At 69.0% G+C, this 20,164-nt stretch carries 21 protein-coding genes and 1 tRNA gene; 14 read left to right on the forward strand and 8 right to left on the reverse strand.

Translation table 11 applies throughout. The features are described 5' to 3' along the window. Positions 1-8 precede the first annotated feature (8 nt). Both dprA and plsY read right to left on the reverse strand, forming a co-directional pair. Positions 9-1,109 (reverse strand): DNA-processing protein DprA, encoded by a 1,101-nt coding sequence (gene dprA, locus AX721_RS01685; RefSeq protein WP_068874193.1) that lies wholly within the window; start codon positions 1,107-1,109, stop codon positions 9-11. After that, on the reverse strand, positions 1,106-1,759 hold the full coding sequence (gene plsY, locus AX721_RS01690) for a glycerol-3-phosphate 1-O-acyltransferase PlsY (RefSeq protein WP_068874194.1): 654 nt from the start codon (positions 1,757-1,759) through the stop codon (positions 1,106-1,108). The genes dprA and plsY overlap by 4 nt, the downstream gene beginning before the upstream one ends. Before the next feature lie 382 nt (positions 1,760-2,141). Here plsY and AX721_RS01695 point away from each other — a divergent pair, with 382 nt between their 5' ends. Both AX721_RS01695 and AX721_RS01700 read left to right on the forward strand, forming a co-directional pair. Next, the gene (locus tag AX721_RS01695) at positions 2,142-3,635 is read left to right on the forward strand and encodes a PAS domain-containing methyl-accepting chemotaxis protein (protein WP_082765549.1); all 1,494 of its coding nucleotides are present in this window, start codon (positions 2,142-2,144) and stop codon (positions 3,633-3,635) included. Beyond that, positions 3,635-4,096, forward strand: coding sequence for a chemotaxis protein CheW (locus AX721_RS01700; protein WP_068874195.1), 462 nt, complete (start codon positions 3,635-3,637; stop codon positions 4,094-4,096). Before AX721_RS01695 ends, AX721_RS01700 begins: the two co-directional genes overlap by 1 nt. Positions 4,097-4,103: 7 nt before the next feature. Here AX721_RS01700 and pyrC read toward each other — a convergent pair whose 3' ends face one another. Together pyrC and AX721_RS01710 are read right to left on the reverse strand one after the other, a co-directional pair. Further along, positions 4,104-5,390 carry a dihydroorotase gene (gene pyrC / locus AX721_RS01705; protein ID WP_068874196.1) on the reverse strand — a complete coding sequence of 429 codons (1,287 nt, stop codon included), beginning with the start codon at positions 5,388-5,390 and terminating at the stop codon, positions 4,104-4,106. Next, positions 5,390-6,370, reverse strand: a complete 981-nt coding sequence (locus tag AX721_RS01710; protein WP_068874197.1) for an aspartate carbamoyltransferase catalytic subunit — start codon at positions 6,368-6,370, stop codon at positions 5,390-5,392. Before AX721_RS01710 ends, pyrC begins: the two co-directional genes overlap by 1 nt. A 137-nt stretch (positions 6,371-6,507) precedes the next feature. Here AX721_RS01710 and AX721_RS01715 point away from each other — a divergent pair, with 137 nt between their 5' ends. Beyond that, positions 6,508-7,014, forward strand: coding sequence for a DUF1993 domain-containing protein (locus AX721_RS01715; RefSeq protein ID WP_068874198.1), 507 nt, complete (start codon positions 6,508-6,510; stop codon positions 7,012-7,014). 72 nt (positions 7,015-7,086) lie between these two features. Here the strand turns inward: AX721_RS01715 and ruvX are convergent, their stop codons facing one another. Beyond that, a complete protein-coding gene (gene ruvX / locus AX721_RS01720) occupies positions 7,087-7,557 on the reverse strand; it encodes a Holliday junction resolvase RuvX (RefSeq protein ID WP_068874199.1) in 471 nt (156 codons plus the stop codon). A 118-nt stretch (positions 7,558-7,675) separates the two neighbouring features. Between ruvX and AX721_RS01725 the strand changes: the two genes are divergently transcribed. The 3 genes from AX721_RS01725 (at position 7,676) to gatA (ending at position 10,462) form a co-directional block, all read left to right on the forward strand. Then, the gene (locus tag AX721_RS01725; RefSeq protein WP_197422432.1) at positions 7,676-8,620 is read left to right on the forward strand and encodes a sulfotransferase domain-containing protein; all 945 of its coding nucleotides are present in this window, start codon (positions 7,676-7,678) and stop codon (positions 8,618-8,620) included. A 79-nt stretch (positions 8,621-8,699) separates the two neighbouring features. After that, positions 8,700-8,987 carry an Asp-tRNA(Asn)/Glu-tRNA(Gln) amidotransferase subunit GatC gene (gene gatC, locus AX721_RS01730; protein ID WP_068874200.1) on the forward strand — a complete coding sequence of 96 codons (288 nt, stop codon included), beginning with the start codon at positions 8,700-8,702 and terminating at the stop codon, positions 8,985-8,987. A gap of 2 nt (positions 8,988-8,989) precedes the next feature. Continuing rightward, positions 8,990-10,462: an Asp-tRNA(Asn)/Glu-tRNA(Gln) amidotransferase subunit GatA gene (gene gatA, locus AX721_RS01735; RefSeq protein WP_068874201.1), complete on the forward strand. Its 1,473-nt coding sequence runs from the start codon at positions 8,990-8,992 to the stop codon at positions 10,460-10,462. A 132-nt stretch (positions 10,463-10,594) separates the two neighbouring features. Here the strand turns inward: gatA and AX721_RS01740 are convergent, their stop codons facing one another. Beyond that, complete coding sequence (locus AX721_RS01740; RefSeq protein ID WP_068874202.1) at positions 10,595-10,906, reverse strand: hypothetical protein; 312 nt, start codon at positions 10,904-10,906, stop codon at positions 10,595-10,597. Between the two features lie 130 nt (positions 10,907-11,036). On the opposite strand from AX721_RS01740, the gene gatB reads away from it, so the two are divergent. After that, positions 11,037-12,536, forward strand: coding sequence for an Asp-tRNA(Asn)/Glu-tRNA(Gln) amidotransferase subunit GatB (gatB, locus tag AX721_RS01745; RefSeq protein ID WP_068874203.1), 1,500 nt, complete (start codon positions 11,037-11,039; stop codon positions 12,534-12,536). Between the two features lie 3 nt (positions 12,537-12,539). Here gatB and AX721_RS01750 read toward each other — a convergent pair whose 3' ends face one another. Then, the gene (locus AX721_RS01750; protein ID WP_156466956.1) at positions 12,540-13,043 is read right to left on the reverse strand and encodes an RcnB family protein; all 504 of its coding nucleotides are present in this window, start codon (positions 13,041-13,043) and stop codon (positions 12,540-12,542) included. Positions 13,044-13,343: 300 nt separating this feature from the next. Here AX721_RS01750 and AX721_RS01755 point away from each other — a divergent pair, with 300 nt between their 5' ends. From AX721_RS01755 to AX721_RS01785, 7 genes are all read left to right on the forward strand, one after another. Beyond that, positions 13,344-13,616, forward strand: coding sequence for a sel1 repeat family protein (locus AX721_RS01755; RefSeq protein WP_068874205.1), 273 nt, complete (start codon positions 13,344-13,346; stop codon positions 13,614-13,616). Between the two features lie 112 nt (positions 13,617-13,728). After that, positions 13,729-13,818: transfer RNA gene (locus AX721_RS01760), tRNA-Ser, on the forward strand. Between the two features lie 116 nt (positions 13,819-13,934). Further along, on the forward strand, positions 13,935-15,167 hold the full coding sequence (locus AX721_RS01765; RefSeq protein ID WP_068874206.1) for an NAD(P)/FAD-dependent oxidoreductase: 1,233 nt from the start codon (positions 13,935-13,937) through the stop codon (positions 15,165-15,167). A gap of 2 nt (positions 15,168-15,169) precedes the next feature. After that, on the forward strand, positions 15,170-15,523 hold the full coding sequence (locus AX721_RS01770; RefSeq protein ID WP_068874207.1) for a nuclear transport factor 2 family protein: 354 nt from the start codon (positions 15,170-15,172) through the stop codon (positions 15,521-15,523). After that, positions 15,520-16,611: a phosphotransferase gene (locus AX721_RS01775; protein WP_068874208.1), complete on the forward strand. Its 1,092-nt coding sequence runs from the start codon at positions 15,520-15,522 to the stop codon at positions 16,609-16,611. The genes AX721_RS01770 and AX721_RS01775 overlap by 4 nt, the downstream gene beginning before the upstream one ends. Before the next feature lie 78 nt (positions 16,612-16,689). Beyond that, positions 16,690-18,180: an NAD(P)/FAD-dependent oxidoreductase gene (locus AX721_RS01780; protein WP_068874209.1), complete on the forward strand. Its 1,491-nt coding sequence runs from the start codon at positions 16,690-16,692 to the stop codon at positions 18,178-18,180. 67 nt (positions 18,181-18,247) lie between these two features. Continuing rightward, a complete protein-coding gene (locus AX721_RS01785; RefSeq protein WP_068874210.1) occupies positions 18,248-18,733 on the forward strand; it encodes a hypothetical protein in 486 nt (161 codons plus the stop codon). Positions 18,734-18,784: 51 nt separating this feature from the next. On the opposite strand, the gene AX721_RS01790 is transcribed toward AX721_RS01785, so the two are convergent. Next, positions 18,785-19,225, reverse strand: coding sequence for a hypothetical protein (locus AX721_RS01790; RefSeq protein ID WP_068874211.1), 441 nt, complete (start codon positions 19,223-19,225; stop codon positions 18,785-18,787). Positions 19,226-20,164: the final 939 nt, after the last annotated feature.

Here is a 20,164-nt window from a genome sequence, read left to right on the forward strand (position 1 = left end):
CCAGCCCCTTAAGGGGCTATTCCTTTCACGACCATCCCGCCCGGCAACAAATCGGCCCGACCGGCGAGCGTGAGCTCCATCAGGGCGGCGAAGACGGCCGGGGCGGGCGCGACGGCGGCGCGCACCAGTTCGTCCCGTGAAACGGGGGTCGGCGAGAGGAGGTCGGCCAGCCGCTCGCGCAACCCGTCGTCAGGGTCGGCCGGCGCCGGCTGGAAACGCTCCGGCTCCGGCTCGCGCAGGCCGCCCAGCCCTTCCAGCGCCCGCAGCACGTCCTCGGCCCCTTCGCAGATCGCCGCGCCCTGGCGGATCAGGTCGTTGGTCCCCTTGGCGCGAGGATCGAGGGGCGAGCCCGGCACGGCCAGCACCTCGCGGCCCTGCTCGTTGGCCAGGCGGGCGGTGATCAGCGAGCCGGAGCGGAATTCGGCCTCGACCACGACGACGGCGCGGCTCAGGCCGGCGATGATCCGGTTGCGCCGGGGGAAGTCGCGGGCGACGGCGGCGCGGCCGGGCTGGTTCTCGGACACGACGCAGCCCTGTTCGACAATCCGGGCGTAGAGGTCTCGGTGCTCTGGCGGATAGATGTCGTCGATGCCGCCGCCCAGGACGGCGATGGTCCCGGTGGACAGGGATCCCTCGTGCGCCGCCCCGTCGATGCCCCGCGCCAAACCGGAGGCCACCACATGACCGTCCTGTCCGAGGTCGGCGGCCAGGCCGCGCGCGAACCGCTGGCCGGCGGCGGAGGCGACCCGCGCGCCGACGATGGCCACGACCGTGCGGTCCAGCAGCCGGGGATCGCCCCGCACCCAGATGAGCGGCGGGGGCGGGTCCAGGGCGGCCAGGGTCTGCGGGAACTCCGGCTCGCAGGACGCGATCAGGCGCGCGCCCAGCGCCGCGCCATCCGAGAGTTCCCGATCGGCCTCGGCCTCGCTCGCGATCCGGATGCCCGCCGCCCGGCCGCCGCGACGGGCCAGGTCGGGGAGGGCCGCCAGCGCCAGCGACGCCTCGCCGAACCGTCCGATCAGCTGGTCGAAGGTGACGGCGCCCACGTTCTCGGTCCGCGCCAGCCGCAGCCAGTCACGTCGCTGGGCGTCGGTAAGACGGCGGATCACCCCTGGGAATTCTCCGCGGCCGCCTTTGAGGCGCCTATGCGAGGCTCCTGGCCCTTCAGCAGCCGTCGGATGTTCTCGGCGTGCCGGACATAGACCAGCAGGGCCATGAAGAGCGCCAGCAGCGCGATCGCGCCCGGCCGGCCGAGCAGCAGAGCCACCAGGGGCGCCAGCGCCACCGCGACGAGCGCCGCAAGCGAGGACATCCGGAACAGGAAGGCGACGATCAGCCAGGTCGCCGCGGCGGCCAAGCCCACGGGCCAGGCCGCCGCCAGCAGGGTGCCGAAGAAGGTCGAGACGCCCTTGCCGCCCTTGAAACCCAGCCAGACGGGGAACAGGTGTCCCAGGAACGCCGCTCCGGCGGCCAGGGACGTGAGCACGGCCTGCTGCTCCGCGGTCCCGTCGCGGGTCGCCAGCCACGCCAGCAGCACGGCGACCGCGCCCTTGCCGCCGTCGCCCAGGAGGGTCAGCAGCGCCAGATCCTTGCGGCCGGTGCGCAGGACATTGGTCGCCCCGATGTTGCCGGAGCCGATCGAGCGGACGTCGCCCGCCCCGCCCAGCCGCGTGGCGATCACGCCGAAGGGGATAGATCCCAGCAAATAGCCGCCGACCAGGGCGGCGGCGATCATCACGGCGTTCAAGGACTCTGACATGGACCCTCCCAATCGCCTTGAGTCCTAGCGTGGCTCGCCGTCCGCGTCAGCGCCGGTCTGGGCGAGGCGTGGGCGGACGCCCCAGCCTTAGAGCCATCGCCTGCAATGCGCAAGAACATAACAAGAACTATGGAAGGCGCGCGCCGGCGGCTCGCCTCTAGCCTGTGGAGCGGCGCTCGCTGAAAGTTCTAGTTGTAGTATTAGCTCGCCTATATCGAACGATATACGGTCAAGGTTGTCGGATATTCTGTATATCTCCCAGATATACCCATATTGGGGCGCGCGATCCCAGAATTCAGGGAAAGTTAAAAATCCGCAGGCACACCGTTCAGCGAACAATGTCATTCCCGATCGACGGGAAACGGCAGGAGGAAATCGGCCTATGAAATTCTTCGGAACCGCTTCGGGCGCCAAGGCGGCGGACGCCCACGTGCGCAACCTCGAAGGGATGGTCGCGGCCATCGAGCGGTCGCAGGCGGTGATCGAATTCGAGCTCGACGGGACCATCATCCGCGCCAACAAGAACTTCCTGGACACCCTCGGCTACGTCGAGGGCGAGGTCGCCGGACGCAAGCATGCGATGTTCGTGGATCCGCAGGAGGTGGGTTCGTCGAGCTACCGCGAGTTCTGGCAGACCCTGAACCGGGGCGAGTTCGTCGCCGCCAAGTTCCGCCGCATCGGCAAGGGCGGGCGCGAGGTCTGGATCCAGGCGTCCTACAACCCGATCTTCGACGCTGCCGGCAAGCCGGTCCGGGTGGTGAAGTTCGCCACCGACATCACCGCCACCGAGCACGAGCGGATGCAGAACGACGCCGCGCGGGCGGCGACCGAGAAGGAGCAGAACGAGGTCGTCTCCATCCTGGCCGACGGGCTGAAGCGCCTCTCGATCGGGGACCTGACGGCGACCATCACCGCCGACTTCCAGGGCGCCTACGCCCGGATCAAGGAAGACTTCAACAGCGCGACGTCCAGCCTGCGCTCGGCGATGGGCTCGGTGTTGCACACCACCGGCGCGATCCGTAGCGGCGCGGACGAGATTTCCTCGGCCTCCGACGACCTGTCCCGCCGCACCGAGCAACAGGCCGCGAGCCTGGAGGAGACCGCGGCGGCGCTGGACGAGATCACCGCGACGGTGAAGCGCAGCGCCGAAGGCGCGCAGGAGGCCTCGGCCGTCGCCTCCGGCGCTCGCACCGAGGCGGAGCGTTCCGGCGAGGTGGTGCGCGAGGCCGTGGCCGCCATCCACGACATCCAGCAGAGCTCGGCCAAGATCTCCAACATCATCGGCGTGATCGACGAGATCGCGTTCCAGACCAACCTGCTGGCCCTCAATGCCGGCGTCGAGGCGGCCCGGGCCGGTGAGGCCGGCAAGGGCTTCGCGGTGGTCGCCCAGGAGGTGCGGGCCCTGGCCCAGCGCTCGGCCGAGGCGGCGAAGGAGATCAAGACCCTGATCTCCTCGTCCGGCGCCCAGGTCGACCGCGGCGTGAAGCTGGTGACCGACACCGGCCAGGCGCTGACCGCCATCGTCGAGCGGGTCGCCAGCATCGATGGCCTGGTCTCGGAGATCGCACAGTCGGCCCAGGAGCAGTCGACCGGCCTCGGCCAGGTGAACACCGCCGTGAACCAGATGGACCAGGTGACCCAGCAGAACGCCGCCATGGTCGAGGAGGCCACGGCCGCCGCGGCTCAGCTCAAGCGTGAGGCCGTCGAACTCGGCCAACTGGTGGCCAGGTTCGAGGTGGGCGAACAGGCCCCGGCCGCCGTCCGCGCCGCCCCGGCGCGCCCCGCGGCTTCGCGGCCCCAGAACGACGCCGCAGGCCTGCAGCAGAAACTCCGCGTCGCGGTGGGCGGTGGCGGCGGCGACTGGAGCGAATTCTGATGTCGGCTCCGTTCGAGACGCACGGCGCCGTCGAGCTGATCCTGCTCGAAGTGGCCGGAGCGGACTTCTGCATCGACATCCGCTCGGTGCGCGAGATCCGCGGGTTCACCGCCTCGACCCCGCTGCCCCAGGCGCCGGACTTCGTCCTCGGGGTGATCAACCTCCGCGGCGCGGTGATGCCGGTCCTGGACCTGCGGGCCCGGCTGGGACTGGGCAAGACGGAGGCGTCGGGACGGCACGTCATCGTGGTGGTGCACCATGAAGACCGCCCGGCGGGTCTCCTCGTCGACGCGGTGCAGGAGACGATGATCCTGCCGATCGATCAGCTCCAGCCGCCGCCCCGCTACGAGAGCGGCCCCGGAGAGGCCTTTGTCGACGCCCTGATCCCGCTGGAGGGACGGATCCTCAGCCGGCTGCACGTGCCGTCGCTGTTGCCGCAGGAGGTGCTGGAGGCCGCCTGACCGGACGCTAGCCCGCGTAGACCGTCCGGCCGTCGACGACCGTTCGCAGGACCTTCCCCTGCAACCGGCGGCCGTCGAACGGGGAGTTCTTGGACTTCGACACCAGCTTGTCGGCGTCGATCTTCACCGGCGCGTTCAGGTCGCACAGCACCAGGTCCGCCGGCGCGCCCTTGGCGATCCGGCCGGCCTGCAGCCCCAGAAGGTCGGCCGGCGCGACGGTCACCGTGCGGATCAGGTCGATCAGCGGAATCCGGCCCTCGTGGTGGAAGGCGAGCAGGGCGGCCAGCAAGGTCTGCAGCCCCACGGCGCCAGGGGCGGCCTCGTCGTAGGGCAGGCGCTTGTCCTCGGCCGGGGCGGGCGCGTGCGCCGACACCACCACCTGGATCAGGCCGGAGGCCACCGCCTCGATCACCGCCTGGCGGTCGTCCTCAGACCGCAGCGGCGGGTCCAGCTTGCAGAAGGTGCGGTAGTCGCCGATGTCGATCTCGTTGAACGACAGGTGGTTGATCGAGGTCGTCGCCGTTACCGCTAGGCCGCGGTCTCTAGCCCGCTTCAGGCTCTCCAGCGCCGCTGCCGTCGTGATCTGGTCGACGATCAGCCGCGCGCCAGTCAGCTCGGCCAGCGCCAGGTCGCGTTCCAGCATGATCTTCTCGGCGATGGCGGGCACGCTGGGCAGGCCCATGCGCGCGGCGAACTCGCCGGACGTCGCGGCCGCGCCGGCGGACAGCCAGGGGTCCATCGGCCGGTGCGCGACCGGCGTGTCGAACGCCTTGGCGTACATCAGCACCCGTTGGAACACCTTGGAGTCCACGATCGGCCGGTCCGCGTCGGTCACATAGAGGCACCCCGCCTCGTGCATCAGGCCGATCTCGGCCATCCGCTGGCCTTCGCAGCCCTTTGTGGCGGCGCCGGCGGGATAGACATTGACCAGTTCGATGTCCCGGGCCCGGCGCAGGATGAAGTCGACCACCGACGGCTCGTCCATCACCGGGTGGGTGTCGGGCTGGACCACCATGGTGGTCACGCCGCCGGCCGCGGCGGCCGTGGCGGCGGACTTCAAAGTCTCCTTGGGCTCGGCCCCCGGCTCGCCGGTCTTCACCCGGATGTCGATCAGGCCGGGGATCAAGAGGGCGCCGCCGGCGTCCACCACCTCGACGTCGGCGGAGAGGGCGCCCGGCTCGCCGCCGCGCACGACGTCGGCGATCACACCCTCGGTGACGATGACGCTGCCGGGACCGTCATAGCCGCTCGCCGGATCGACGATGCGGGCGTTGGTGAAAGCGACAGGACGCATCAGCGGTCGTTCTCCAGCCGCGCGGCCAGCGAGGTCAGCACCGCCATGCGCGCGGCGACGCCCATCTCCACCTGATCCTGTATCAGGCTGACCGACAGGTCGTCCGCCACCTCGGAGTCGATCTCGACCCCGCGGTTCATGGGCCCAGGGTGCATCACCCGCACGTGCGAGGCGGCGTGGGCCAGCTTCTCCCGGTCCAGGCCGAAGAATCGGAAGTATTCCCGTTGCGACGGCGCCATGACCCCGTCCATCCGCTCGAGCTGCAGGCGCAGCATCATCACGACGTCGCACCCGGCGATGCCTTTGCGCATGTCGTGGAAGACCTCGACGTTCCAGCGGTCCGCGGCCGGCGGGATCAGGGTGGGCGGGCCGACCAGGCGCACGTTCGCGCCCAGCATCTGCAGGAGGGCGATGTTGGACCGCGCGACGCGGCTGTGCAGGACGTCGCCGCAGATCGCCACCTTCAGGCCGGAGATGTAGCCGAAGGCCCGCCGCATCGACAGCGCGTCCAACAGCGCCTGGGTCGGGTGCTCGTGCTGGCCGTCGCCGGCGTTGATCACCGAACAGCCCACCTTCTGCGACAGCAGGCTGGCCGCGCCCGACGAGGCGTGACGCACCACCAGCAGGTCGGGTTGCATGGCGTTCAGCGTCACGGCCGTGTCGATCAGGGTCTCGCCCTTGGAGATCGAGGAGGAGCGGGGGCTCATATTGACCACGTCGGCGCCCAGCCGCTTTCCGGCCAATTCGAACGAGCTCTGGGTGCGGGTCGAGTTCTCGAAGAACAGGTTCATCAGCGTCCTGCCCTTGAGCAGGTCCAGCTTCTTCGAGGTCTGGCGGTTCAGGCTTACGAACCCGTCCGCGAGATCCAGCAGGTTCGCGACCTCCACTTCGTTGAGGTCGGTGGCGGACAGGAAGTGGCGTTTGGGGAACGAGAAGGTCCGCTGCAGGACCTCGTTCAGACCGGGGGGCGCGGCGCTCATTAAAGCGCGGTCTTAGAGCGGCGCGGGCGGCAAGGGAAGCGAGCGCAACGCCCGATCCCCAACTTCCTCAGCCTGCGCCGTTGCGAAGCTGCGCCGCCGGCCCCTACATCCAGGCCAACCATTTCCGGGGGAAACCGATGACCGTCTGCCTGTTCACCTTCGTCGAGCTCTATTCCAAGGGCCTTGGCACGCTCGACAACCTGCTCAACAAGGGCGCCGCCTTCGCCGCGTCCAAGGGCGTGTCCGAGGCTGACATGCTGGACTGGCGCCTGGTCGACGACATGCACCCGCTGCGCTTCCAGGCCAATGTGGTGCTCAACATCGGCCGCCAGTGGCCGGCGCGCGTGGCCGGGTTGCCGGTCCCGGCGGACGTGGCGGAGGGCCTGGACCTGGCGGGCTACAAGGCCGCCATCGCCGACGCCAAGGCCTATCTCGCCGGCCTGAAGGCCGAGCAGTTCGAAGGGCGGGACCAGGTTCCGATCACGTTCAACCTCGGCCAGTTCGAGCCGACGCTTCCGGCCGGCCAGTGGCTCTCCGGTTTCGCCACGACCAACTTCTATTTCCACCTCTCCACGGCCTACGGGATCCTGCGCCACAAGGGCGTCCAGATCGGCAAGCCGGACCTTTTCGCCGGCGGGCTCTGATCGCGCCCCCACCGTCTCGCCGCTCACGCGGCGATCCACCTCCCCCGCGTCGCGGGGGAGGAGCTGTGTGGGTCAGGCGGCGTTCCGCAACCTGTCCAGCGCCCCCTGGAGGATCCAGGCGGCGGCGGCCTTGTCGACCACCTCGGCGCGGCGGGCGCGGGTGGTGTCCGCCTCGTCGATCAGCATGCGGTTCACCGCCATCGAGCTCATCCGCTCGTCCCAGAAGGCGATGGGCAGGTCCTTGAGGCGCAGGATGTTGCGGGCGAAGGCGCGGCAGGACTGGGCCCGCGCGCCCTCGGTCCCGTCCATGTTCACCGGCAGGCCGATGACGATGGCCTGGGCCTCGCGGCTCTCCATCAGCTTGAACAGGGCGTTCGCATCGTCCGTGAACTTGGTCTTGCGGATGAGCTGCAGGGGGCTGGCGATCGAGCGACCGGCGTCCGAGACCGCGACACCGATGGTCTTCTCGCCCAGGTCGAGGCCCACGACGGCCGCGTAGCGGGGCAGGAGGGCGGGGAGGTCCAGCAGATCGACAACGGCCATGTCGCGCGTCCTAGCACGAAACCCGGATGCAGCTTCCCCCTCGGCGTTTTCGCGTACCGGCGCTGCAAACTCGCGCATTGTGGCGCTTCGACGCGTCGGCGTATCAGCGGTCTCCCGAATGACGAAGGAGAACGCCGTGGTGAACCGTCACCCGATCTGGCCGACTAAGACCCGCGACCTGCACAACCACCACATGGATTCCACCATCTGGGACCGCTTCGCCTTCCGCGACGACGACGTCATCGTGGCCACCTATGCGAAGTCCGGCACCACCTGGACCCAGCAGATCGTCGGCCAGCTGGTCTTCGCCGGCGCGCCTGACGTACCCATCAGCGACATTTCGCCCTGGCTGGACCTCAGGATCATGCCGCCGGATACGCTGGCGCAGCTCGAGGCCCAGACGCACCGCCGGATCGTCAAGACCCACCTGCCGCTGGACGCCCTGACGTTCTCGCCCAAGGCCCGCTACCTGTACGTGGCCCGCGACGGCCGCGATGTGCTGTGGAGCCTCTACAACCACCACGCCAACGCCAACGACCTTTGGTACGAGCTGCTGAACGAGACGCCCGGCCGGGTCGGCCCGCCGATCGGCCGGCCCGATCCCGACATCCGCCGCTACTTCCTGCACTGGCTGGAGAACGACGGGCAGCCGTTCTGGTCCTACTGGGAGAACATCGCGACCTGGTGGGCGGCCCGCGACCTGCCCAACGTGCGGCTGGTCCATTTCAACTCCCTGAAATCCGATCCCGAGTCCGAGATGCGGGCGATCGCCGACTTCCTGGAGTGCGACATCCCCGAGGACCGGTGGCCGGCGATCCTGGAGCACTGCTCGTTCGAGTACATGAAGCAGAACGCCCAGAACGTAGCTCCCATGGGCGGCGCGATCTTCGACGGCGGCGCGCAGACCTTCATCAACAAGGGCGTCAACGGCCGCTGGCGCGACGTGCTGACCGCCGAGGACTGCGCGGCCTACGAGGCCCGCGCCCTGGCCGAGCTGGGGCCGGACTGCGCCCACTGGCTGGCCACCGGCCAGGCGGCCGGAACCGCGCGCACCGCGGCCTAAACGCAAGCCGGCGGCGGGGATCGCTTGCAAAGGCGCCCCCGCCGCGGCTAACCCACGCCCTCTGACTTAGGAGGGCCCCATGGCCATCGACGCCGCGACCGTGCGCAAGGTTGCGAGGCTGGCGCGCATCGCCGAGCCGGAAGAGAAGCTGGAGCCGCTCGCCAAGGAGCTCTCCGGCATCATGAACTGGATCGAGCAGCTGAACGAAGTCGACACCGACGGCGTCGAGCCGATGACCACCTCGGTGGCCATGAGCCTGCCCATGCGCGATGACGTCGTCACCGACGGCGGCGATCCGGCCAAGGTGCTGGCCAACGCCCCGAAGACCGCCCGCGACTTCTTCATCGTGCCCAAGGTTGTGGAATAGCCATGTCGGACCTCACCGGGCTCACCCTGAAGGCCGCCCTCGACGGGCTGGCCGCCAAGACCTTCTCGTCGGAAGAGATCACCAACGCGCACCTGGGCGCCATCGAGGCGGCCAGCGCGCTGAACGCCTTCGTCGTGAACACGCCGGACAAGGCGCTCGAGATGGCCAGGGCCTCCGACGCCCGCCGGGCCAAGGGCGAGGCGGGGCCGCTGGACGGCGCGCCGCTCGGCATCAAGGACCTGTTCTGCACCGAGGGCGTGGAGTCCACCGCCGCCTCGAAGATCCTGCGCGGCTTCAAGCCCGTCTACGAGAGCACGGTCACCTCCAACCTGTGGCGCGATGGCGCCGTCATGCTGGGCAAGCTCAACATGGACGAGTTCGCCATGGGCTCGTCCAACGAGACCTCCGCCTGGGGCCCGGTGGTGAATCCCTGGCGCGCGCAGGGCGGCAACGCCGACCTGACCCCGGGCGGCTCGTCGGGCGGCTCGGCCGCGGCGGTGGCGGCGGAGCTCTGCCTGGGCGCCACGGCGACGGACACCGGCGGGTCGATCCGCCAGCCCGCGGCCTTCACGGGCACGGTCGGGATCAAGCCGACCTACGGCCGTTGCTCGCGCTGGGGCATCGTGGCCTTCGCCTCGTCCCTGGACCAGGCCGGCCCGATGGCGCGGACCGTCGAGGACAGCGCCATCCTGCTGAAGTCCATGTCCGGCCACGATGCTAAGGACTCCACCAGCATCGACGCCGAAGTCCCTGATTTCCCGAACTTCTGCGGCAAGTCGGTGAAGGGCCTGCGGGTCGGGATCCCCAAGGAATACCGCGTCGACGGCATGCCGCCCGAGATCGAGAAGCTGTGGGAGCAGGGGATCGCCTGGCTGAAGGAGGCCGGCTGCGAGATCGTGGAAGTCAGCCTGCCGCACACCAAGTACGCGCTGCCGGCCTACTACATCATCGCCCCCGCCGAGGCCTCGTCGAACCTCGCCCGCTACGACGGCATGCGCTACGGCCTGCGCGTCGACGGCGCCAACCTGACCGAGACCTACGAGCAGACCCGCGCCGAGGGCTTCGGCGCCGAGGTGAAGCGCCGGATCCTGATCGGCACCTATGTGCTGTCGGCCGGCTACTACGACGCCTATTACCTCAAGGCGCTGAAGGTGCGCCGGCGCATCGCCGACGACTTCGACCAGGCCTGGCAGAAGGTCGACGCTCTGCTGACGCCCACCGCGCCGTCCGCCGCCTTCGCCCTCGGCGACAAGTCGGACGATCCGGTCGCCATGTACCTGAACGACATCTTCACGGTGACGGTGAACCTGGCCGGCCTGCCGGGCATGAGCGTGCCCGCGGGCGTCGACGCCAATGGCCTGCCGCTGGGGCTGCAGCTCATCGGCCGCAACCTGGACGAGGGCACGCTGTTCTCGCTGGGCTCGGCGATCGAGAAGGCCGCGGACTTCCGCGCCAAGCCGGCGAAGTGGTGGTGAGATCGTTCCTCGCCTTCGGGGGAGGTGGCTCGCCGCGTGGCGGCGAGACGGAGGGGGTCCTCCGCGATCGGGCGGACCCCCTCAGTCAGCTTTGCTGACAGCTCCCCCGACGGGGGGAGCAATTTCAGGATCCTATTGGATCTTGTCGAACTCGGCCTGGATGGCCTTCAGCTTGGCGTCGTCCAGGGCGCCCTGGCTCATCGGCGCGACCTGGGCCAGCGTCATGGTGGCGATCTGGTCGTAGAACTGCGGGATTTCCGGCAGGGCGGCTTCGAGGGCGGCCTTGGCCTTCTCGTTCTTGATGATGTCGCCGATCGGCGTGGATTCGACCGAGAGCTTGCCCGCGGCGGGCGCGGCGGCGGCGTGGTCCTTGTGGTCCTGCGCCAGGGCCGGCGCGGCGACCGCGGCCACGGCGAGCGCGGCGGCGAAAGCGAGAGTCTTCATTTGGGTGTTCCTTTTCCCCGGTCTAAGCGCCGTTAAGACGCGTGGAACTTTGAGTCTATTTCCGGGCATTTGCGCAAGAGGGCATCTGCACGCGCTTCCCGTCCGGCCCGGGCGGCGCTAGTACGCGGGCATGAACGACGCGACCAACGCCAAGCAGATCCAGGGCCGCACCGGCCCCTGGGAGATCGTCCTCGGCCTCGAGGTGCACGCCCAGGTGTCGTCCAACGCCAAGCTGTTCTCGGGCGCCGCCGTCGGCGCGGGGGCCGCGCCCAACGTCCAGGTCAGCCTGGTGGACGCCGCCATGCCCGGCATGCTGCCCGTCATCAACCGCCACTGCGTGGAGCAGGCGATCAAGACGGGCCTGGGGCTGAAGGCCAAGATCAACCAATGGTCGCGCTTCGACCGGAAGAACTATTTCTATCCCGATCTGCCCCAGGGCTATCAGATCAGCCAGTTCAAGGACCCCGTCGTGGGCGAGGGCGAGGTCACCGTCGAGCGCGACGACGGCTCCACCTTCACGGTGCGGATCGAGCGGCTGCACCTGGAGCAGGACGCCGGCAAGCTGCTGCACGACCAGGAGCCGAACGCCACCTGCGTGGACCTGAACCGCGCCGGCACGGCCCTGATGGAGATCGTCTCCCGGCCCGACATGCGCACCTCGGAAGAGGCCGCGGCCTATGTGAAGAAGCTGCGGACGATCCTGATCTATCTCGGGACCTGCGACGGCGACATGGAGAAGGGCAATCTGCGCGCCGACGTGAACGTCTCGGTCTGCCGCCCCGGCGCCTACGAGAAGTACCGTGAGACCGGCGATTTCAGCCACCTGGGCACCCGCTGCGAGATCAAGAACGTCAACTCGTTCCGCTTCATCCAGCAGGCGATCGAGTACGAGGCCCGACGCCAGATCGAGATCCTGGAGGATGGCGGCAAGATCGACCAGGAGACCCGCCTGTTCGACACGGTGAAGGGCGAGACGCGCTCCATGCGCTCGAAGGAAGAGGCGCACGACTACCGCTACTTCCCCGACCCCGACCTCTTGCCGCTGACGCTGGATCCGGCGTGGATCAAGCGGATCGAAGAGGGCCTGCCCGAACTGCCCGACGCCAAGAAGGCCCGGCTGCAGTCGCAGTACGGGCTGTCGGCCTATGACGCGGGCGTCCTGATCATCGACCAGGCCCGCGCCGACTTCTACGAGGCGGCGGCCAAGGGCCGCGACGCCAAGCTGGTGGCCAACTGGGTGACCAACGACCTGGCCGCCCGCCTGACCGCCGGCGGCCTCGACATCGCCGACTCGCCGATCAAGCCCGCGGCCGTCGCTGAGCTCGTCCAGCTGATCGAGGAGGGGGTGATCTCGTCCAAGATCGCCAAGGACGTCTTCGAGCGCATGTGGGCGGGCGAGGGCAGTCCTGCGGAGATCGTCGAGAAGCAGGGCCTGAAGCAGGTCAGCGACACCGGCGAGCTGGAAAAGATCATCGACGACCTGATCGCCGCCAACCCCGGCCAGGCCGCCCAGGTGAAGGAAAAGCCCCAGGCGATCGGCTGGTTCGTGGGCCAGGTGATGAAGGCCACCGGCGGCAAGGCCAACCCGGGCGTGATCAACCAGCTTCTGAAGAGCAAGCTGGAAGCCTAGGCGTCAGTCCACCCGGTCGAAGATCCGGCCGCTGCCCATCTCGACCAGGGCGAAGCCGTTGCCCATCCGGACCCAGGCATAGCCCTGGGGCGGGGGCCGCAGGCGATAGCGCCGGTAGTCGCCCACCACGTCGCCGCGATAGCCGTCGGGCACGTAGCCGCGCCGCACGCCCGGCGCCGGACGCATGTAGTTGGGCCGCGGCCCCTGCATGTAGTCGGGACGTCCGCGGTCGTCGTCGCGCCGCCGCTCCTCGTAGCGCGGACGCTCGTCCACGTAGCGGGGGCGGTCGTCGTCGTAGCGCGGGCGGTCGCGGCCGCGGTCGCCCCGCTCGCGGCGCTCCTGTCCTCCGCCGCGCCGCTCATAGCCGCGCTCTGGGCCGCGCCCACGGCTCTCCTGTCGCTCGGCGCGCCGGCCCTGGTCGCCGTCGCGGGCGAGGGCGGGCGCCGCCAGGGGCATGGCCGCCGCCACGCTGGCCGCCGCCGCCATCAGGAGGATCAGACGCTTCATCTTGGCATCGAGCATGGCGGGAACTGGCTGAACTCTCCCTGAACGCCGTCGCCCGATCAGAACGACGTTGGCTGCGACATCTACGCCGTATCGCCCGCCCCCCGAAAGACGGAACGCGTGGGACGCACGCCGGCGCCACTCCAGGTCGAAGGGGTGCGGTCGAATGTCCCAGGGGCGAATCCTGACGATTCCACAACGGCGGCCTTAACCATGTGTTCAGCGCAAGCTTGGTTTTCTTCCGCCTGTGGATCGGTCAGGGGCTCGAAAATCGAGGCCGCCGGTTCGACGAGGATAGAAACCATGCTGGCGAGCATCGACATGAAGTCCGACGCCCTGCCGCTGCCGACTCCGGACGCGACGGGCGACGAGTTGTTCCGTATGGGCCTGCTGTATTCCACGGGCCAGGGCGGCGCGCCGCTCGACTACGTCTCGGCGCACATGCTGTTCAACCTGGCCGCCATGCGCGGCTCGATCGAGGCCAAGGTCTACCGCAAGGAGATCGCCCACGAGATGGCCTCGGAAGACGTCGCCGAGGCCCAGCGCCAGGCCCGCCAGTGGCTGGCCCAGGGCTGAGCTGAAGTCCGGTCTGGCCGCCACGCGATTTTGGCGGCCGCGACCGGCTAGGCAGAGCGGCCATCGTCCGCTAAGAACCGCCCTCCCGCGGGCGCCACGGCGCCTGCGAGCCGGTGACGTGGCCGAGTGGCTGAAGGCAACGGTTTGCTAAATCGTCATACTCGAAAGGGTATCGAGGGTTCGAATCCCTCCGTCACCGCCACTTCTTCCTGACAATCCGGCATCCCCTTCCGCGCCCAACGGGGCTTGGATGACGCCGCGTCCGGCGTGATCCTGTCCGTTCGGCGCCGCGTCAGACGGCGCGCGAAGGGTGGACGCATGGCAAGCTACGATCTGGTCGTCGTGGGCGGCGGCATCGGCGGATCGGCGCTGGCGACCGTGATGGCGCGGGCTGGGCGCTCGGTTCTGCTGCTGGAGCAGTCCGAAGTCTACGAGGACCGAGTCCGCGGCGAGTGGATCGCGCCCTGGGGCGTCGATGAGGTGAAGCGCCTGGGCCTCTACGACCTGTTGCGGGACGCCGGCGGCCACCACATCACCCGCCACGTCACCTACGATGAGCACGTCGACCCGGCGATCGCCGAGGCGGCGCCCACGCCGCTGGGACTGTTCCGCGAGGGCGTGCCGGGGCCCCTGTGCCTGGGCCATCCGCACCATTGCCAGACGCTGTTCGACGCCGCCGCCGCGGCCGGGGCCGAAACCCTGCGCGGCGTGCGGGTGATCGAGGTGCGGGCGGGCGCGGAGCCGCGTGTGACCTACGAGGTCGGCGGCGAGACGCGAACCGCCGCGGCCCGCCTGGTGGTCGGGGCGGACGGCCGGACCTCCCAGGTCCGGGAGGCCGCGGGCATCGTCCTGCATCAGGACCCGCCGCATCACTGGTTCGCCGGGCTGCTGGTCGAGGGCGTCGAGGAGTGGCCGGCCGACCTGCAGGCCATCGGCACGGAGGGTGACTTCGGCTTCCTGGCGTTTCCGCAAGGCGGCGGACGGGTGCGGGTCTATGGCGGCTACGCCCTGGACGAGGCCAAGCGGTTCAAGGGGCCGGATGGGCCGCGGCGGTTCCTGGACGCCTTCGCCATGAAGTGCAGCCCCGCCAACCGGCACATCGCCGCCGGGCGGCCGGCCGGGCCGCTCTACAGCTACATCAACGCCGACGCCTGGACCGACAAGCCGTTCGCCCGGGGCGTGGTCCTCGTGGGGGACGCGGCCGGATGGAACGACCCCATCGTCGGGCTGGGCCTGTCCATCACCTACCGGGACGTGCGCCTGGTCAGCGAGATCCTGAAGGCTTCCGACGACTGGTCCGAGCCGGCGCTGGAACCCTATGCCGAAGAACGGGCCGAGCGGATGCGGCGACTGCGGATCGCCGCCCGGCTGCAGGCCGCGCTGGACATGGAGTTCGGACCCGAGGCCGCGGCGCGCCGGCGCAGCTATCACGAGCGGGGCGCCGTGGACCCCACTCTTCGCCTGCATTCCATCGCTGTGATGGCAGGCCCTGAACTGGCGCCGCCGGAGACCTTCACCGACGCGCACCGCGAGCGGGTGCTGGGAGCCTGACCATGGACATCGCCGACTACAACGCCCGCTGGCTCGCGGCCTGGACCGCCAAGGACGTGGACGGCCTCTGCGGCTTCTACGCCGAGGATTGCGTCTACCGCGACCCGCAGACCGCCGGCGGCCTGACCGGCAATGCGGCGCTGCGGGCCTATCTCACCGGCCTCTTCGCCGCCACGCCGCCGATGACCTACACGCCCGACGAGACCTGGCCGATTCCGGGTGGCTTCTGCGGTCGCTGGCACTGCGAGATCGGGCCGGGGGGATCGGGCGGCCGGCTGCGCGGCTTCGATCTGGTCATCCTGGATGGCGACCGGATCGCCCTGAACGAGGTCTATGTCCACCAGATGCCCGCATGACCGCCACCCTCGTGAGGCCCGACATCCGCCGCCCAGGCGCCATCGACGCCGCCTGGCTGACCGCGGTCCTGCAGAACGCCGGGGTGGACGCCGTCGTCTCGGGGTTCGAGGCGAAGAACGTCGGCACGGGCCAGATCGGCGAAAGCGTCCGCTTCCGGCTGCGTTACGGGCGGGAAGGCGAGGGGGCGCCGGCCTCGCTGGTGGGCAAGTTTCCCTCGCCCGACGAGACCAGCCGCGGCGCCGGGATCATGCTGGGTAACTACCTGCGCGAGGTGCGCTTCTACCAGCAGCTGGCGCCCAAGGCCCTGGTCCAGACCCCCCGCTGCTGGTTCGCCGACACCGACGAGACCGGCGGCGAGTTCGTGCTGATGATGGAGGACCTGGCGCCGGCCGAGCAGGGCGACCAGCTCCAGGGCGTCACCCTCGACCAGGCCAGGCTGGTGGTGGAGCAGGCGGCCCGCCTGCACGCGTCGTTCTGGAACGACGAGAGCCTGGACGACCTGCCGTGGGTGCAGGGCTCCAAGGCCGCGCCCGCCAGCGCGGTGACGCCCGAGTTGGTCAGTGGCCTGTGGCAGGGGTTCCGGGCGCGCTACGCCGAACGTCTCCAGCCGCACTGGATCGAGGTCGGCGAGGCGTTGACTAGCCGGTGGGGCGCGTTCAGCGAGCGCACGCCGGGGCCCCGCACCCTGGCGCACCACGACTTCCGGCCGGACAACATGATGTTCGGCACGCCGGCCGGGGGGTATCCGGTGACGGTGCTGGACTGGCAGTCCTTCACCTATGCGGTCGGCGCGACCGATGTGGCCTACTTCCTCGCCGGCGCCCTGCCGCCCGAGATCCGCTGGGCCCACGAGGACGAACTCCTGGGTCTCTACCACCGCGAGCTGATCCGCCTGGGGGTAGGGGGCTATTCCATGGACGACCTGCGCCGCGACTACGGCGTGGGCGCCTTCCAGCTTTTCCTGACCGCCTTCTTCGCCTCGATGGTGGTGGTCCGGACCCCGCGCGGGGACGACATGTTCATGCAGATGCTGGGCGGCGCCTGCGACCACATCGCCGACCACGACGCCCTGGCGGCCCTGGGCTGACCCTGCGTCACGATTACGGCTGGTATGTGAACGTCGATCAGTTATCCTGCCCGCAAAGACGAGGGGGCGGAAATCGCAATGACGACCGAGCATTTCGACGTGGTGATCGTGGGGGCCGGGCTTTCCGGCGTGGGCGCAGGCTATCACCTGAAGACTGCCTGCCCGGACCGCAGCTACGTGATCCTCGAGGGGCGGGACGCCATCGGCGGCACCTGGGACCTGTTCCGCTATCCGGGCATCCGCTCGGACAGCGACATGTACACCCTGGGCTATGCCTTCAAGCCGTGGACCGAGGCCAAGGCCATCGCCGACGGGCCCTCGATCCTGGGTTATGTGCGCAAGACGGCTGCCGAGAACGGCATCGACCGGCACATCCGCTTCGGCCACATGGTCAAGCGCGTGAGCTGGTCCACCGAGGCGGCCGCCTGGACGGTCGAGGCGGAGGTGGCCGGCAAGCTGACCCGCTTCACCTGCAACTTCCTGTTCCTGTGCGGCGGCTACTATTCCTACGAGGGCGGCTACACCCCCGACTTCCCGGGCGTCGAGCGCTTCAAGGGCCGTCTGGTCCACCCGCAGAAGTGGCCGCAGGACCTGGACTATTCCGGCAAGAAGGTGGTGGTGATCGGGTCCGGCGCCACCGCCGTGACCCTGGTGCCCGAGATGGCCAAGACCGCCGGCCATGTCACAATGCTGCAGCGTTCGCCCACCTACGTCGTCAGCCGCCCGGCCGAGGACAAGATGGCCAACACCTTGCGTAAGTGGCTGCCGGGGAAGCTGGCCTACGACATCGTCCGCCTGCGCAACATCCTGTTCGGCATGTACTTCTTCAAGATGGCCCGCGAGAAGCCGGCCGCCGTGAAGGCCAACATCCTGAAGATGGTCCGCGAGCAGCTGGGCCCTGACTTCGACGTCGATAAGCACTTCACGCCCACCTACAATCCCTGGGACCAGCGCCTTTGCCTGGTGCCGGACGCCGACATGTTCCGCGAGATCAAGAGCGGCCGGGCCTCGGTCGTCACCGATCACATCGAGACCTTCACCGAGACGGGCATCCGCCTGAAGTCGGGCGAGGAACTGGAGGCCGACGTGATCGTCAGCGCCACCGGCCTGGTGCTAGAGGTGTGGAATGGCATCGAGGTCAGCGTCGACGGGAAGCGGATCGATGCGTCGCAGACGCTGTCCTACAAGGGCATGATGTACGAGGGCGTGCCGAACATGGCCTCCGCCTTCGGCTACACCAACGCCTCGTGGACGCTGAAGTGCGACCTGACGTGCGAATACGTCTGCCGCCTACTGAACCACATGAGGAAGACGGGCCTGCGGCAGGCGACGCCCGTCAACACCGATCCGACGGTCCAGTTCGAGCCGTGGCTGGACTTCTCGTCGGGCTACGTCCAGCGGGCCATGGCCAAGTTCCCCAAGCAGGGCAACAAGGCGCCGTGGCGGCTGGACCAGAACTACGCAAAGGACCTGATGAACCTGCGCTACGCCAAGCTGGACGACGGGGTGCTCCGCTTCACCAACCCCGCGGGGCAGGCGGCCAGGGCGGCCGAGAAGATCGCCGCCTGATCGGGGCTGGCGTGGCGCCTCGCGCTGCATTACGAATGTAATTCGTAGAGATCTGCGGAGCGTACCCTTGCAGCGCGTGCGGCGGCGCCGGCTGACGGCCGGGCAGAAGGTGGTGTTCGGCGTGGCCGCGGCGATCGCCGTCGGCCTGCCCGGCTGGCTGCTCACCCAGAGCTATCTGGGCAAGCGCGAGGCGGCGCTGTTCCTGGCCAGCGAGGCGGTGGTCGACGGCCCGCCATGCCCCAGCCTGACGCAGGCCCAGTTCGACGCCCAGGGGCTGAAGGCGCCCAAGGGCACGTTCTACGAAGGTGTCGGCTTCGCCCGCCAGTTCGGCCACATGGAGTGCCGCGCGCTCCGCTACGGCGCAGGGTGGGGGACGAAGGTCTACCCGGTCTGCCAGTTCACCAGCCCCAAGACCCTGGTGATCACCACGCCCAAGGGAGTCTGGCGCTTCGCCCCCGGCCCTGGGCAGCCGGCCACGGTGGGTGTCCCGAACGGCCAGGCGCAATGCGTCATGGCCTCCAACTTCACGATCAAGGCCCTGACGGCGCGGTGATCGCGCGGGTGTGCGCCGCGAGCGGACGTTCCGAATGTCGCTGGAGGGTGGCTAGCTGACCTTCGCTCCTTTGGGCGACCAGAAGGATATCGCCCAGAACATCACGCCTGCCAGTGCGCCGAGTAGCGCTGGGATGCTCGCCGTCAAAAGCATGGAGCCATCTTCTTCGCCCGCGGCCGCGCCCCATGCCGCCATGAGCAGCGTCGGAAGCATCGCGACGAGCGCGCCGGCCGCAGCCAACCCTAAAGGATTCCTGGCGATCTTCAGGCCTCGCGTCGCGTAGAAGAGAGGAAGACCAACAGTCATCATTGGCAGATACCCGCCGAGGACAAGGGCGGCCAAGGTGAAGGGTAACGCTAGGCCGGTGTGGTCCTCACCCGCTGAGGCATGACCCATCCACAGCCCCACGAGCACGGCGGGTGCCACAGGCGCTAGGATGAAACCCAGGACGAGCCGACCACCGCCCCACATTTGATCGGAAGGTTCGGCCATCCGCACTCGCTGCTGCTCCGCGACGAATCTATCGCATGCCGGAACGTCTGCAACGGGTCGACTTCGGTCCATGGCTCGCGGCCGGGAGCGGACGTTCGCGGCGTCACTCGTCTGCGATTGTCCCAAACGTCAGCGAAGGGTGGCCTGCGAACCTGAAGCACGGAGCCCTGGCGCTAGGCCATCCTGGGGTTTCCGCTCGGGCGTCTACGAGACATGCTGTCATGCCGCGGTCCGAGTGACCTCAATCATTACAGGCATCTCAACCCCACCGGAGTTCGTAGCCTCGGCCTCCCAAACGTGCACTGCACGCCAGTCGGCCCCGCCCTTGTGCCATCCCGTCACCTCGCTGCCATCGATGCGCTGGCGAAAGTCCGGCCTTCCCAGGGGCCTGCCCAACACGGGAGTGCGCTGGAAGCTTGCGGCTAGTGGTGCTTCGGCCTTCTGGCGACGGTACACCCGGCAATAGGATGTTCCGCCCTGTCGCCCAGCCGCGACAATCATGTTCCCGTCTGGCGACAACGCGACGTCGGACCAAGTCACCATGTCGTTGCCGACTACCTGGGTCGGGATTTGGTCGCGAGAGAGGATAGGCCAGTTGAGCTTGCGAACGGTCTCGGCAATCTCGCGGTGAGATGTTGGCGTAATGCAGACAGCTTGCACTGCATCCTCGGCCGCAGCGAAGGTTACCGGGCCATTCGGTCGATGGGGACTGCAGCTTGCTAGGGTGGCGAGGAGGAGACAAAGCTCGAGCGGACGTACCATAGGCTTCTCCAGCGCAGCCGCACGCGAAGGTTGAACCATGCGGTGTAGGACATTGGTCGGCAATGTCTGTTTTGGGGTCGACTGGGGTCGTGGCGCGGTGCGTGGGGTTGGCCCCCTCCACGACGCGCTCTACGGCCGGCTACGCCGCCCTCGGCCCGCGGTCCCCCTCCCGCCGCT

Source organism: Phenylobacterium sp. CCH9-H3 (assembly GCF_001557235.1).
Classification (GTDB): Bacteria; Pseudomonadota; Alphaproteobacteria; order Caulobacterales; family Caulobacteraceae; genus Phenylobacterium.

Coding starts and splice junctions, on each gene's coding strand:
- gatB (WP_068874203.1), top strand. CDS start 11,037: ATGAACGACGCGACCAACGCCAAGCAGATCCAGGGCCGCACCGGCCCC.
- pyrC (WP_068874196.1), bottom strand. CDS start 5,390: ATGCGTCCTGTCGCTTTCACCAACGCCCGCATCGTCGATCCGGCGAGC.
- AX721_RS01755 (WP_068874205.1), top strand. CDS start 13,344: ATGCTGGCGAGCATCGACATGAAGTCCGACGCCCTGCCGCTGCCGACT.
- gatA (WP_068874201.1), top strand. CDS start 8,990: ATGTCGGACCTCACCGGGCTCACCCTGAAGGCCGCCCTCGACGGGCTG.
- AX721_RS01770 (WP_068874207.1), top strand. CDS start 15,170: ATGGACATCGCCGACTACAACGCCCGCTGGCTCGCGGCCTGGACCGCC.
- AX721_RS01700 (WP_068874195.1), top strand. CDS start 3,635: ATGTCGGCTCCGTTCGAGACGCACGGCGCCGTCGAGCTGATCCTGCTC.
- AX721_RS01740 (WP_068874202.1), bottom strand. CDS start 10,906: ATGAAGACTCTCGCTTTCGCCGCCGCGCTCGCCGTGGCCGCGGTCGCC.
- AX721_RS01725 (WP_197422432.1), top strand. CDS start 7,676: ATGACGAAGGAGAACGCCGTGGTGAACCGTCACCCGATCTGGCCGACT.
- gatC (WP_068874200.1), top strand. CDS start 8,700: ATGGCCATCGACGCCGCGACCGTGCGCAAGGTTGCGAGGCTGGCGCGC.
- ruvX (WP_068874199.1), bottom strand. CDS start 7,557: ATGGCCGTTGTCGATCTGCTGGACCTCCCCGCCCTCCTGCCCCGCTAC.
- plsY (WP_068874194.1), bottom strand. CDS start 1,759: ATGTCAGAGTCCTTGAACGCCGTGATGATCGCCGCCGCCCTGGTCGGC.
- AX721_RS01765 (WP_068874206.1), top strand. CDS start 13,935: ATGGCAAGCTACGATCTGGTCGTCGTGGGCGGCGGCATCGGCGGATCG.
- AX721_RS01695 (WP_082765549.1), top strand. CDS start 2,142: ATGAAATTCTTCGGAACCGCTTCGGGCGCCAAGGCGGCGGACGCCCAC.
- AX721_RS01790 (WP_068874211.1), bottom strand. CDS start 19,225: ATGGCCGAACCTTCCGATCAAATGTGGGGCGGTGGTCGGCTCGTCCTG.
- AX721_RS01750 (WP_156466956.1), bottom strand. CDS start 13,043: ATGAAGCGTCTGATCCTCCTGATGGCGGCGGCGGCCAGCGTGGCGGCG.
- AX721_RS01775 (WP_068874208.1), top strand. CDS start 15,520: ATGACCGCCACCCTCGTGAGGCCCGACATCCGCCGCCCAGGCGCCATC.
- AX721_RS01710 (WP_068874197.1), bottom strand. CDS start 6,370: ATGAGCGCCGCGCCCCCCGGTCTGAACGAGGTCCTGCAGCGGACCTTC.
- AX721_RS01715 (WP_068874198.1), top strand. CDS start 6,508: ATGACCGTCTGCCTGTTCACCTTCGTCGAGCTCTATTCCAAGGGCCTT.
- AX721_RS01780 (WP_068874209.1), top strand. CDS start 16,690: ATGACGACCGAGCATTTCGACGTGGTGATCGTGGGGGCCGGGCTTTCC.